Consider the following 12,227-nt stretch of genomic DNA (forward strand, 5'->3'; position numbering starts at 1 on the left):
AGACTGCCGGTCAGAGGGAGCGCGCCCGTTCGCGCAGCGTGAACTTCTGGATCTTGCCGGTCGAAGTCTTCGGAAGTGCCCCGAAGATCACGGTCTTCGGGGCCTTGAAGTGGGCAAGCTGGCTTCTGCAGAACGCGATGAGCTCCGTCTCCGTGACCGTGTCAGCGTCATTCCGGAGTTCCACGAACGCGCACGGTGTTTCGCCCCACTTGGCGTCGGGCCGCGCGACGACCGCTACCGCCGCGACCCCGGGGTGTCGGTACAACGCGTTCTCGACTTCGATCGACGAAATGTTCTCGCCGCCCGAGATGATGATGTCCTTCGAGCGGTCCTTCAGTTCGATATAGCCGTCCGGGTGCGCCACCGCGAGATCGCCGGTGTGAAACCATTCGCCTGCAAATGCCGCGTCAGTGGCCTCCTTGTTCTGCAGGTATCCCTTCATGACGATGTTTCCGCGGATCATGACCTCACCCAGCGTGGCGCCGTCCCGCGGCACCGGCTCCATGCTTTCGGGATTCATGACGCGAAGTTCCTCGAGGGAGGGATACCGGACCCCTTGCCGGGACTTGAGCCGGGCCTGCTCGGCCGGTGTTAGGTCTGCCCATTCCTCCTGCCAGGCAGACACGACGGCCGGGCCGTAGCTTTCGGTAAGGCCGTACACGTGCGTGATGTGAAATCCCTTTGCCTGCATGGCTTCGATCACGGTTGCGGGGGGCGGTGCCGCCGCTGTCATGACCCGGACCGTCCGCGGCAGCGGCTCGGTGAGCTTCGAGGCCGCCTCCGTGACGGTCGCGAGGACGATGGGGGCACCGCAGAAATGCGTCACTCCACGGGCATGGATGGCGTCAAGAATGGCATCGCCTTCCACCCTGCGCAGACAGACGTGGGTGCCGCCCAGGGCAATGATGGTCCAGGGGAAACACCAGCCGTTGCAATGGAACATCGGCAGGGTCCACAGGTAGACGGGATAGTGACCGAGATCCCAGACAAGCTGGTTGTTCATCGCGGTGAGGTAGGCGCCGCGGTGGTGATAGACCACGCCCTTCGGGTGACCGGTCGTGCCCGAGGTGTAGTTGAGGCTGATGGCTTCCCATTCGTCTTCCGGCATACGCACATCGTGTCTGGGCGTGCCGGTCCCGGCGATGTCTTCGTAGTCGGTGCCGATCACTTCCGGCGACGGCCCTTCCGAATCCGCTGCCCAGATCACGCTTGGGCGGTCGTTCGTCGGGATCCCCTCCATGGCCCCCTCGACGAGCCCGCGGTGTTCCGTGTCGGCAAACAGCAACTGCGCCTTGCCGTGCTGCAGGATGTACCTGACCGTCACGGCATCGAGGCGGGTGTTGATGGTGTTCAGCACTGCCCCGGCCATCGGCACGGAGTAGTGGCACTCAAGCATTGCCGGCGTGTTGGGGAGGAGCACCGCCACCGTGTCGCCCGGCCGAATGCCGGTTTCCTGCAACCAGGATGCGACGCGGCGGCACCGCGCCAGGAATTCCTCGTACGTGGCGGACCGGCGGCCGTGCACCCATGCGTGTCGCTGCGGAAACACGTCGGCGCTTCGGAGCAGGAACCGGATTGGCGTGAGCGGCTGGTGATTGACGGGCCGGCGCTGCAGGCCCTCCGAGAAGGGATGTTCCGGTGGCAGCGGGCTCATCGTCCCTCCCTCTCACTGCTGAACGCGTCCGCGCCCGACTCACCTCCACCCAGCGCACAGGCAGTGCCGTCGTGTTCTACCCGGAGCAAGGTCCACGAGCCGGTCTCGGGGGAGCGGTACAATTCCATGACGGCCTTGCCGTCGCCGCTGACTCCCCACCAGGCCAGGGCCTCTCCGTGGACTTCGGCGAGGGCGCCCTTGAAGGCTTCATGGTCGCGGCAGAACATCGTCCGCTGCAGGGTTCGCCACTCCGCCATACCCGTCACCGGGATAGCGAAGCCGGCCAACAGGACAATTGCAGCCCGCAAAACGCCCGCTCGGGCGGGACCGGCAGCTGGGCGGCGAGGCATTGGACGCTCCAAGAGTCCTGAACACGGGAGGCATCGGGGGCCTGCCGGCAGCAAATTGCGTTCGTCCGCGGCAGCCAGGGCGTTCAGCATGTCGCGCTGACCGGTCGACGCAATCGGCTTTGGCCTGGCCCTGCCGGTGGAGCTAGCGGGCCGGGCGCCCGTACGGCGAAATGAGCGCAGCCGCAAGCAAGCGGACAGTGGCAGGGCTTGGCGCTGAGCCGGCACGACCGGGTCCGTCCGACGATCCCGCGCTACTCGGGGAGCGCCTGAAGCAGCGCCCTTACCACTCTCGTCGCGTTGTCAGCGGCCAGCCGGAAGAAGATGTCGAGCTGGTTTCCTTCGGCATTTCCGCCGGCGAGGTCGGACAGGCTGCGGACGGCGATGAACGGCACTTCGTTCGCCCAGGCCACGTGCGCCACGGCCGCGCTTTCCATGTCCAGGACGAGGGCCCGGAAGGTATTGAACGTGTAGTCGCGGAATGCGGCATTGTCGATGAAGGCGCCACCGGATACCCCGGCACCGCCAATGACGATCTCAGGCGGGTTCTGCAGGCAGTTGGTTTCCGACGTGCAGTGCTCGAGGGTGACGCTGCCGGCAGCAGCGCGGGCCGCGGCGAGCATGGTCGGATCCGCCGGGAACCAGAACCTCGTCTCCGGTGCCGGCGCTCCTGCCCGTTGCACGGTCACCGATCGAGGAAACATCATTCCGAAATTCCCGAACGGGTATTCGAAGAAGGGAGGCTTCTTCCACCCGTGTTCAGTCTCACGGGCGAAGACGGTTTCCAGGTACTGCCCCCAGCGATCGGCGACCACCACGTCCCCGATGCCCAACTCGGGGGCCACGCCCCCCGCGATGCCCGAAAACACGATGCGCTCGATTGCAAAGTGGTCGAGCGCGAGCTGCGCGGTCATCGCCGCGTTCACCATGCTGATGCCGCTCAGAAACAGGACGACATCGCGTCCCTCGAGCCGGCCGGTGGTGAACTCGACACCGTTCACCATGTAGACCTCTGTGCCCACCAAGTCGTGTTTCAGGATCGTCAGTTCCGGCGCAAAGGCGGAAACCACGGCGATGCGGGGGACATCGTCACGGGCACCGTGCGCCGGCACGGGTACGGCGGTCGCCTCCGCGATCCAGCCGAAGGCGAGCAACGCGGCGGGCAAGGTCCACAGTCTGCAGATGTTCATCGTTGTCCCCGTTCGGCCGTCCGCCCAATCCCCTGAGCCCCCGCCGCAGGCCGCGCCTGCAACGCCCGAGGGTTTCGCGAGGCGAGATCCAGCCTACGCGCGGTGGCCGCTGACCGCGATGCATAACACATGGGATTCTCAGCACGTGTTCCGACACCCCTGGCGGTGTCGAGGCAGGGCCTCCGGATCATCGTGGGACGGGTCCGTCGCAGTGGGGGTGAACTCGGATTTGCCCGGACCGGTGCCTGTGGCGGACTTCCCCCGCATAAGGCGGGGCGGCCTGTTTGGACAGGACTGGCCTCGACAAGCGGATTCCGAATCGGACGGCCTGTCATTCCGAATTGGACGACTATATATTCCGAATTGGACGGAATAACATTCCGAACTGGACGGCCAATTCATGGCAAAAGGGAAGAGCGTTCTGTCGCGTGACGGGTTTGTACAGCGGCACGCTGAACCCAAGGTCATCAGGGCGCTGGCAGACACGCGCGTCACGGCCATTGTCGGTCCGCGCCAATCCGGCAAAACCACGCTGGCTCGTCGAATCGCTGATAGGGACGGACGCTCTTTCATCACCCTGGATGATGCCCAGTACAGACGATTTGCCAACCATGACCCCGACGGCTTCATGCGCGGTCTCGAGTACGCGGTAATCGATGAAGTCCAGCGTGCTCCCGACCTCATTCTCGCCATCAAGAAGGCGGTTGATGAGGACCCCAGGCCGGGGCGTTACCTGATCACCGGATCGGCCGATCTCTTCAGGGGCACGCTTTCCCCCGATTCACTGGCAGGCCGAATCGAGATTGTGCAACTCCTGCCGTTTGCGCAGTCGGAGATCGCCGGCACCCAGGCGATCGATTTTCTCGACCGGGCTTTTGCGGGAGATTTCCCTGGCACTACCACGATCGGACCCACGGAAGACCTGGTGGAGCGCGTCATTTCGGGCGGGTTCCCGGAGGCGCTTTCCCGGAGCAATCCTGGGCGTCGTCGCAGCTGGTTGCTCGCATACGTCCGCTCCCTGGCAGAACGCGATGCGGTGGAGATTGCCGCTGTTGAGAGGCCGGCGATGACCAGCCGGCTGATCGAATCGGCGGCGCCGACCGCGGGGCAGCTGACGAATGCATCGCAGCTGGGGATGCAGCTCGGAGTCGACAGCAAGACCGTTACCCGCTGGATCACGGTGCTCGAGCAGATGTTCCTGGTTCGACGGATCCGGGCGTGGCACCGAAACAACCTGAAGAGGCTGGTCAAGACCCCCAAACTGCAGTTCTTGGATTCGGGTCTGCTGGCAGCGCTGCAGCGAGCAGACGCGGCGCGTCTCGCATCGGATCGACAGGCCTTGGGCCCGCTTCTCGAATGCTTCGTGCATGCGGAACTGGCCAAGGTCGCAACGCTAACCGACACCCCGACGTCCCTTTACCACTTCCGGGACAAGGATCAGATGGAAGTCGATTTTGTGGCGGAACGACCGACCGGTGACATTGTCGGCATCGAGGTGAAGGCTGCTGCAACCGTGCGTCCCAGAGATTTCCGGGGGCTTGCCCGACTGGAAAAGCTCGCCGGGCAACAATTTACCTGCGGCATCCTCCTGCACGACGGTGACCGCGTTCAACGCGTATCCGCCAGAATGTTCGCGATGCCGGTCGGGATGTTGTGGCGCCCCCGGTCACGCTGAGCCGTCTCATCGACCTGCCGGTTCGGGACACGTCGGATCAGCGGAGAGGGGAGAGGTTGGCGAGGAACTGCCGCGCGCTGGCATCCCATCCGCGCCCTTCGGCGAAACGCCGGCAGGCGACGCGGTCCAGTTTGAGGGCCGCGTGTGCGGCCCTGCCTAGGTCGTGGTCGAGAACGGCGACCTCGGGGGCATCGCCGACCACGTCGAGGGGTCCCGGCTCCGGATAGGCCGCGACGGGTACGCCGCAGGCAAGCGCTTCCAGCATCACGTTGCCGAACGTGTCGGTGCGGCTCGGAAAGACGAATACGTCGGCTTGCGCGAATGTGCGGACGAGGTCGTCTCCGGTTCGGGTGCCCGGGAACTCGACGTCGGGAAAGCGGCGTTGGAGGGACTCCCTCGCCGGTCCGTCGCCCACCACCATCTTCCGTCCCGGCAGCTTCAGCTCGAGAAACGCCTCAAGGTTCTTCTCGACGGCGACCCGTCCGACCGTCAGCCATAGCGGGCTGTCGGGCACACGATCCATACGCCTGGGGCGAAACAGCGACGTATCGACACCGCGACTCCAAAGCCGGACCTGCCCGAATCGCCGCTGCTCGAGTTCGGCGACCAGTCTCGGCGTCGCGGCCATCACGGTAGCGGCCCGCCGATGAAACCGCCGCAGGACGGCGTAACCAAATGCCTCCGGCAGGCCGGTCCGCGCCTTGAGGTATTCGGGAAAGCGGGTGTGAAACGAGGTGGTGAAGGGTGTGGACAAACGGCGACACGACCGGCGCGCCGCCCAGCCCAGGGGTCCTTCGGTCGCAATGTGGACGGCTTCCGGCCGGAAGGCTTCGATGGTGCCGCGCACGCGCCACGGGTCGAGGGCAATCCGGATCTCCCGGTAGGTCGGGAGCGGCGCCGTCCGGAAACCGTCCGGTCCGATGATCCGGACCGTGTGTCCGAGCGCCCGGAGTTCCGGCTCGAGCGCGGTGAACGTGCGGACCACCCCGTTGATCTGCGGGTGCCAGGCATCCGAGACGATCAGGATGCGCATGACGCGTCAGGACGCCGTCGCCAGCTCCGAGGCCCGGCGCTTAAAGCGGCTCAGCGTGCCGCCCTGGAGGATTTCCAGCTGGCCGTCGAAGTGCTCGACGAGCGCGGTGCAGCTCTCGGTCCAGTCACCGTCGTTGCAATAGAGGATGTCGCCGATGGTGCGCATCTTTGCATGGTGAATGTGGCCACAGATCACGCCGTTGACCCCCCGTTGACGTGCCTCCTGGGCAAGCGCGTTCTCGAAATCCGCGATGAACTGCACCGCGTTCTTGACCCGGTGCTTCAGGAACCCCGACAGCGATCAGTACGGAAGCCCGCTGACCCGCCGGGGGAAACCGACGATGTTCATGTCCGGAACGCACCCCGCCAACAGTGGCGGCGGTCGACCGACCCGCCGCCATTATCCAACTAGCGGCAATTGGAGCAGGTGACGTGATGCGTGCCGGAGTCCATTCCGTGAAGAGTTTTTGACAATTGGCGGGCGCGCGTCGGGGGAGGGCCTACTCGTCAGCCACCTTTACGACCAGCTTGCCGAAGTTCCTGCCCTGCAGCAGCCCCATGAACGCTTCCGGCGCCCGTTCGAGCCCTTCGACGACGTCCTCCCGATAGCGCAGCTTGCCTTCCTTGATCCAGCGCGCCATGCGGCGAAGGGCGATGGGGTATTTCTGCGTGAAGCGGAACACGAGAAAACCTTCCACGCTGGCCTGATTGATCAGGACATGCCGCAACGACCGCGGCCCCATGGCTTCCTCCGTGTTGTTGTACTGGGAGATCTGGCCGCAGATGGCGACCCGCCCCCACTGCGCGAGATTCGCAAAGGCCGCGTCGGTGACAGGACCGCCCACGTTGTCAAAGTAGACGTCCACGCCGTCCGGGCAGGCTTCTCGAACCGCCGCGTTGAGGTCACCTGCCGCCCGGTAATTGATGCCGGCGTCGAAGCCGAGTTCCTTGGTGATGTAGTTCACCTTGTCGTCGGAACCGGCGGTGCCGACGACTCGGCAGCCGCCGATCTTGGCGATCTGCCCGACCGCCGCCCCCACGGCGCCGGACGCCGCGGACACCAAGACCGTGTCACCGGGAACCGGGCGTCCGACCTCGAGCAGGCCGAAGTAGGCGGTCATCCCCGGCATGCCGAGGATCCCGACCGACGTCGAGATGGGCGCGAGCGAAGGATCGACCTTGCGAATCTGGGCCGACGTCGCGATCGCGTAGTCCTGCCAGCCGAGCGCAAATCCTTGGACGATGTCTCCTTCCTGGAAGGCCGGATCCTGACTCTTCTCGACGCGTCCGCAGACACCCCCCGTCATGACCCCGCCGACCGGGTTAGGCGCGGCGTACGACTTGCCGGCACTCATCCGCCCGCGCATGTAGGGGTCGAGCGACAGCCAGAGCGCGCGGACTAGGACTTCCCCGTGCCGGGGCTCGGGGACCGGTTCCTCTTCAAGGCGGAAGTTCTCGGCGGTGGGCATTCCCACGGGACGGGAGGCAAGGACGATCCGGCGATTGACGGCCATGGCAGGTTCCTGGACTAGGTGGCGAGAAGGCGCCGCGTTGGGCGGCGTGAGAAGTAGAGGGTTTTACCCGATCAGGCCGGTGACGGGCGATGACGGGTCACCGACGAACTTACGCGGAATGCGGCCTGCGAGATAGGCGTCGCGGCCGGCGCTCACAGCCGCGCGCATCGCCCGGGCCATCCGCACCGGGTCCTCCGCGCCGGCGATCGCCGTGTTCATCAGGACGGCGTCGCAACCAAGCTCCATGGCGAGCGTCGCGTCCGAGGCGGTTCCTACCCCGGCGTCGACGATGACCGGGATTTGCAGGCGCTCCACGATGAAGCGGATGTTGAGCGGATTCTGGATTCCGAGCCCCGAGCCGATCGGCGCGCCAAGCGGCATCACCGCGGCCGCCCCCAGATCCTCCAGGCGTCGCGCCAGCAGCGGATCGTCGGTGCAGTACACCATCACCTCGAACCCCTCGCGGACCAGGATCTCGGTCACGCGGAGCGTCTCAGGCATGTCCGGATACAGTGTGTCTGGGTCGCCCAGCATCTCCAGCTTCACCAGCGTCCAGCCCCCGACCTCGCGCGCGAGGCGCAGGGTGCGCAGTGCATCCTCCGCCGTGTAGCAGCCGGCCGTGTTCGGCAGGTAGGTGTACGCCTTGGGATCAATCGCGTCGGTCAGCCGTTCGGCGTTGGGGTCGTCGAGGTTCACGCGGCGCACGGCGACGGTGATGATCTCGGCGCCGGAGGCCTCCAGCGCCGCGCGGTTCTGGGCGTAGGTCGCGAACTTGCCGGTGCCGATGATCAGGCGCGAACGGAAGCGCCGGCCTGCGACTTCCCAACGGTCATCGTCACCGCCGCCCACCAGTTGGACGATTTCGATGGAGTCGCCGCTCCTGAGCTTCAGAGTCGCGAATTCGGCGCGCCGCACGATCTCGCGGTTCCGCTCAACCGCGATCTTCCTGGAATCCAGCCCCAGGTCCCGCAGAAGATCATCAAGCAATAGATCGGGGGCGACGGTACGCTCCGTACCGTTGACCGAAATCTCCACCGAATGCTACCCCGCGCGCGTTTGCCGTTCCTCGGAATCTCAAGGCATTGCCGTGCCGTTACTGTAGATTCCTTTCATGGCACAGGCTACTACCGTGTTCGTGCTGAACGGCCCGAACCTGAATCTCCTCGGAACGCGTGAGCCCGGCATCTACGGCCGCGAGACCCTGGTCGACGTGGAGGCACTGTGCCGCAGGACGGCGGACCCGCTCGGGATTCGGATCGACTTCCGGCAGACCAACCACGAGGGCGTACTGGTCGACTGGATTCAGGAAGCGGCAGCCGAAGCAGGCGGAATCGTGCTCAATGCCGCCGCCTACACCCACACCTCCGTGGCGCTGCTCGACGCGTTGCGGGCGTTCGATGGGCCGGTGATCGAGGTGCACGTTTCGAATGTGTACGCGCGCGAACCCTTCCGCCACCATTCCTATGTCTCGGCCCGGGCGGACGGGGTTTTGTGCGGGGTCGGCGTGGCCGGTTACGCTCTCGCGCTTGAGGCCATCGCGCCCATGCTGGATGCCCCGCCGGCTGGCGAGACCACCCGGCAGTGAAACGAGGGACGGCAAGGCTGGCATGCCCAATTTCCCGGTAGACGAACCGTTTCTCCGTCGGTTGGCGGAGTTGATGAACGAGACCGACCTTGCCGAGCTCGAGCTGACGTTCGGGCGCCGCTCCATCCGGCTGGCCAGGGGGGCGCTGCCGCCGGCGCCTGTCAACCGCCCGCCCGATCCCGATCCGGTGCCGGCCGAACCTGCAGCACCTGAGCCGGCGCCCTCGGCACCGGATCCCGACCGTCCCGAAGAGTTCGCGAACCACCTGGGGGCGGTCACGTCGCCGATGGTGGGCACGCTGTACGTGGCGGCTGCGCAAGGGGCGGAGCCCTTCATCAAGGTAGGTGATGAGGTTGGCGAAGGGGACCAGCTTTTCATCATCGAAGCCATGAAGACGATGAATGCGGTGCTGGCGCACCGCGGCGGGACCGTGGCGCAGATCTTTGTCGAGGATGCCACGCCGGTCGAGTTCGGCGCTCTGCTGGCGATTATCGAGTAGGCATCCGATGTTCAGGAAGGTGCTCATCGCCAATCGGGGCGAGGCAGCGCTCCGCATCCTCCGAGCCTGCCACGACCTTGAGGTCCGGACCGTCGCCATCCATTCGACCGCCGACGCCGATGCCATGCATGTCCGGCTGGCCGACGAATCGGTGTGCATCGGCCCGGCCGACGTGCAGTCGAGCTATCTGAACGTGCCCGCCATCATCACGGCGGCCCACGTCAGCGGCGTCGATGCCCTGCATCCGGGCTACGGCTTTCTTTCCGAGAATGCCGATTTTGCCCAGATCGTCGCCCTCCATGACATCACGTTCATCGGCCCGAAGGCGGAACACATTTCGGTCATGGGGGACAAGGTGGAGGCCCGCCGGCGCATGCGCGCCCTTGGTGTGCCGGTGGTCCCGGGCGCCGAGGGCGCGCTGTCCTCCCTGGAGGAACTTCGAGCCGTGGCCGGAGAGATCGGGTTCCCGCTGATCGTGAAGGCGGCGGCGGGCGGCGGCGGGCGGGGCATGAAGGTGGTCGAGACGGAGACCGAACTGGAAGGCGCCTGGCAACTGGCGCGGGCCGAGGCGCTGGCGGGATTCGGCGACGATACCGTGTACGCCGAGCGTTACTTGGCAACGCCCCGGCACGTCGAGTTCCAGATCCTCGCCGACGCACACGGCAACGTGATGCAGCTGGGCGAGCGCGACTGCTCGGTCCAGCGGCGCCATCAGAAGATGGTGGAGGAAGCGCCGTCGCCGGCGATCGATGCCGATGCGCGGCGGCGGGTCGGCGACACGATCGTGGCGGCGGTGCGGGAACTCGGGTACCTCGGACTGGGTACCGTGGAAATGCTCTACGACGACGGCGAGTTCTATTTCATCGAAATGAACACCCGCCTGCAGGTGGAGCATCCTGTGACCGAGATGGTGACCGGAATCGACCTGGTATGCGAACAGCTGCGTGTCGCGGCCGGCGAGCCGGTGAGCTTCGAGCCCGACGCGTTCACCGTGACGGGTCACGCCATCGAGTGCCGGATCACCGCCGAGGATCCGGAGACGCTGACGCCGCAGCCCGGCCGGGCGGACGTCTACCATGCGCCGTCCGGGCCCGGGGTCAGGGTCGATTCGGCGATGTTCGGCGGGAGCGAGGTGTCGCCGCACTATGACAGCCTGATCGCCAAGCTCATCGTGCACGGCCGTGACCGCGACGAGGCGCTCCGCCGGCTGCGGCGCGCGCTCCGCGAGTACGCGATCGACGGACTGGCCAACACCATCCCGCTGCACCAGCGCATCCTCGAACACCCCGATTTCGTGGCCGGGGAATACGACGTTCACTGGCTGGAACGAGAGTTCATGGGCCGGGAGAATCCGTGACGGAGGCCGCCGTCCTGCCAGTAGCGGGGGTGCTCGAAGCGTATCGGCAGGGCTGGTTTCCCATGGCGCAGAGCCGCGGCGACCAGAAGGTCTACTGGATCAATCCGGACGTTCGGGGGGTGCTGCCGCTGGCGCGTTTTCACGTGCCGCGCCGACTGGCGCGCACGCTCCGGCAGCGCTCGTTCGGGCTCACGGTCGACCAGGCGTTTCCGGCGGTGATCGGCGCCTGCGGCCGGTGCGATCCGGACGGGGACCGCTCGGAGACGTGGATCAATCCGGCGATCCGCACCGTGTTTCTGCAGCTGTACGAGGACGGCCACGCCCACTCGGTGGAGTGCTGGCGGGACGGTGAGCTGGTTGGCGGCCTCTACGGACTTGCCGTCAACGGCGCCTTCTTCGGTGAAAGCATGTTTTCGGTCGTTCGTGACGCCAGCAAGGTTGCGCTTGTGCACCTCGTGGACCGGCTCCGCGCCGGCGGGTTCGTGCTGCTCGACGCACAGTTCGAGAACGATCACCTAGACCAGTTCGGTCAGGAACGCCTGTCACGTGCCGCGTTTCGTCGGCACCTGGAGGTCGCAGTGACTCATGATGCCGACTTTTTCCGGATCGGTGGCGCCGGGCAAGTGCCGGACCACCTGTATCCGGATTCGGTTCGCCTGCCCATGGCCATCGGCGGGTCATGTCCGGCCAGGCCGAGGCACGCGGAAACGGTGCCTTCCGTCTAGATGCCGGTGGCGGTCAGCGCGGGCTTTCGTCCGCGACCCCGGGTTCGACGGGTCGTGTCGGCGGCTCCGCCCGGGGCTCAGGTCCCGGGGTTCCCCCCAGCCGGCAATCCAGCACCCAGACGTCGTGCGTCGGGTATTCGAGGGCCGACAGGCCGGGACTGGAGGCGAACATCCACCCCCTGAAGATCTCGGCGCCCGCGAAGCGGCTGGCCGGGTCTAGCTCCGTGATCACGAGAAACGCGGCACTCTCGGGCACGTCCTCGGGCGGTGGTTCCCAGCAGCGGGTCGGCACGATCTCCAGCGGCCCCACCCGGGTCGTGGTGTGTAGCGGCGCCTCGATGGCGTACGCGCGGGCCGGCCCCTTCTCCAGGACCCGCAGAACCACTACGGGTCCTTCGGCCACGGCGGCATTCAGTCCGAAAACGGCTCCGGCAAGTCCTGCACAGAGCGCGCCAAGACAGCGCGCACCTGCTCGGGGTCGGCGCCCATCAGCACCCCGTCTTCGAGCGCATCCCGCGCGAGATCCCGGATCTCGCGGATGTTCTCGTTGAGCACCTTGATCTTTTCCGTGCAGGACAATGGCGTCTGGTCTGGTGCAAGCCATTGCTCGGGAATGAACTCCGAAGATGCAGTCACGGGGCGTCCGTGC

At 66.1% G+C, this 12,227-nt stretch carries 13 protein-coding genes and 1 pseudogene; 5 read left to right on the forward strand and 9 right to left on the reverse strand.

Annotation, left to right across the window (positions count from 1 at the left end; genetic code table 11):
- Positions 1-10 precede the first annotated feature (10 nt).
- From OXH60_05465 to OXH60_05475, 3 genes are all read right to left on the reverse strand, one after another.
- Entirely contained in the window at positions 11-1,654 is a 1,644-nt protein-coding gene (locus OXH60_05465) for an acyl-CoA synthetase (protein MDE0711567.1), read from the reverse strand.
- On the reverse strand, positions 1,651-2,004 hold the full coding sequence (locus OXH60_05470) for a hypothetical protein (protein ID MDE0711568.1): 354 nt from the start codon (positions 2,002-2,004) through the stop codon (positions 1,651-1,653). The genes OXH60_05465 and OXH60_05470 overlap by 4 nt, the downstream gene beginning before the upstream one ends.
- A 251-nt stretch (positions 2,005-2,255) precedes the next feature.
- Positions 2,256-3,191 carry a 5'-methylthioadenosine/S-adenosylhomocysteine nucleosidase gene (locus OXH60_05475; GenBank protein MDE0711569.1) on the reverse strand — a complete coding sequence of 312 codons (936 nt, stop codon included), beginning with the start codon at positions 3,189-3,191 and terminating at the stop codon, positions 2,256-2,258.
- 400 nt (positions 3,192-3,591) lie between these two features.
- On the opposite strand from OXH60_05475, the gene OXH60_05480 reads away from it, so the two are divergent.
- Complete coding sequence (locus OXH60_05480; protein MDE0711570.1) at positions 3,592-4,866, forward strand: ATP-binding protein; 1,275 nt, start codon at positions 3,592-3,594, stop codon at positions 4,864-4,866.
- Positions 4,867-4,903: 37 nt separating this feature from the next.
- On the opposite strand, the gene OXH60_05485 is transcribed toward OXH60_05480, so the two are convergent.
- The 4 genes and pseudogenes from OXH60_05485 to thiS all read right to left on the reverse strand — a co-directional run bounded on the left by OXH60_05485 (position 4,904) and on the right by thiS (position 8,447).
- A complete protein-coding gene (locus OXH60_05485) occupies positions 4,904-5,899 on the reverse strand; it encodes a glycosyltransferase family 1 protein (protein MDE0711571.1) in 996 nt (331 codons plus the stop codon).
- 6 nt (positions 5,900-5,905) lie between these two features.
- Positions 5,906-6,214: pseudogene (locus OXH60_05490) on the reverse strand (hypothetical protein).
- Between the two features lie 184 nt (positions 6,215-6,398).
- Positions 6,399-7,412 (reverse strand): NADP-dependent oxidoreductase, encoded by a 1,014-nt coding sequence (locus tag OXH60_05495; GenBank protein MDE0711572.1) that lies wholly within the window; start codon positions 7,410-7,412, stop codon positions 6,399-6,401.
- Positions 7,413-7,475: 63 nt separating this feature from the next.
- Positions 7,476-8,447, reverse strand: coding sequence for a sulfur carrier protein ThiS (gene thiS, locus OXH60_05500; protein MDE0711573.1), 972 nt, complete (start codon positions 8,445-8,447; stop codon positions 7,476-7,478).
- Between the two features lie 76 nt (positions 8,448-8,523).
- Here thiS and aroQ point away from each other — a divergent pair, with 76 nt between their 5' ends.
- From aroQ to aat, 4 genes are read left to right on the forward strand one after another with little or no spacing between them, the layout of a single operon-like run.
- Positions 8,524-8,997 (forward strand): type II 3-dehydroquinate dehydratase, encoded by a 474-nt coding sequence (gene aroQ / locus OXH60_05505; protein ID MDE0711574.1) that lies wholly within the window; start codon positions 8,524-8,526, stop codon positions 8,995-8,997.
- Positions 8,998-9,019: 22 nt separating this feature from the next.
- Positions 9,020-9,496 (forward strand): acetyl-CoA carboxylase biotin carboxyl carrier protein subunit, encoded by a 477-nt coding sequence (locus OXH60_05510; protein ID MDE0711575.1) that lies wholly within the window; start codon positions 9,020-9,022, stop codon positions 9,494-9,496.
- Between the two features lie 7 nt (positions 9,497-9,503).
- A complete protein-coding gene (gene accC / locus OXH60_05515) occupies positions 9,504-10,853 on the forward strand; it encodes an acetyl-CoA carboxylase biotin carboxylase subunit (protein MDE0711576.1) in 1,350 nt (449 codons plus the stop codon).
- Positions 10,850-11,578: a leucyl/phenylalanyl-tRNA--protein transferase gene (gene aat, locus OXH60_05520; protein MDE0711577.1), complete on the forward strand. Its 729-nt coding sequence runs from the start codon at positions 10,850-10,852 to the stop codon at positions 11,576-11,578. The genes accC and aat overlap by 4 nt, the downstream gene beginning before the upstream one ends.
- A 13-nt stretch (positions 11,579-11,591) precedes the next feature.
- On the opposite strand, the gene OXH60_05525 is transcribed toward aat, so the two are convergent.
- Positions 11,592-11,981 (reverse strand): DUF2155 domain-containing protein, encoded by a 390-nt coding sequence (locus OXH60_05525; protein ID MDE0711578.1) that lies wholly within the window; start codon positions 11,979-11,981, stop codon positions 11,592-11,594.
- Positions 11,982-11,989: 8 nt separating this feature from the next.
- Positions 11,990-12,214, reverse strand: a complete 225-nt coding sequence (locus tag OXH60_05530; protein MDE0711579.1) for a hypothetical protein — start codon at positions 12,212-12,214, stop codon at positions 11,990-11,992.
- Between the last annotated feature and the right edge of the window lie 13 nt (positions 12,215-12,227).

It is taken from the genome of Rhodospirillales bacterium (assembly GCA_028824295.1).
Taxonomy (GTDB): domain Bacteria; phylum Pseudomonadota; class Alphaproteobacteria; order TMED109; family TMED109; genus VXPW01.

What these genes read in the sequence shown, in the direction of transcription:
- OXH60_05470 (MDE0711568.1), bottom strand. Translation starts at nt 2,004, where the DNA reads ATGCCTCGCCGCCCAGCTGCCGGTCCCGCCCGAGCGGGCGTTTTGCGG.
- OXH60_05475 (MDE0711569.1), bottom strand. Translation starts at nt 3,191, where the DNA reads ATGAACATCTGCAGACTGTGGACCTTGCCCGCCGCGTTGCTCGCCTTC.
- OXH60_05480 (MDE0711570.1), top strand. Translation starts at nt 3,592, where the DNA reads ATGGCAAAAGGGAAGAGCGTTCTGTCGCGTGACGGGTTTGTACAGCGG.
- accC (MDE0711576.1), top strand. Translation starts at nt 9,504, where the DNA reads ATGTTCAGGAAGGTGCTCATCGCCAATCGGGGCGAGGCAGCGCTCCGC.
- aroQ (MDE0711574.1), top strand. Translation starts at nt 8,524, where the DNA reads ATGGCACAGGCTACTACCGTGTTCGTGCTGAACGGCCCGAACCTGAAT.
- OXH60_05510 (MDE0711575.1), top strand. Translation starts at nt 9,020, where the DNA reads ATGCCCAATTTCCCGGTAGACGAACCGTTTCTCCGTCGGTTGGCGGAG.
- OXH60_05495 (MDE0711572.1), bottom strand. Translation starts at nt 7,412, where the DNA reads ATGGCCGTCAATCGCCGGATCGTCCTTGCCTCCCGTCCCGTGGGAATG.
- OXH60_05465 (MDE0711567.1), bottom strand. Translation starts at nt 1,654, where the DNA reads ATGAGCCCGCTGCCACCGGAACATCCCTTCTCGGAGGGCCTGCAGCGC.
- OXH60_05485 (MDE0711571.1), bottom strand. Translation starts at nt 5,899, where the DNA reads ATGCGCATCCTGATCGTCTCGGATGCCTGGCACCCGCAGATCAACGGG.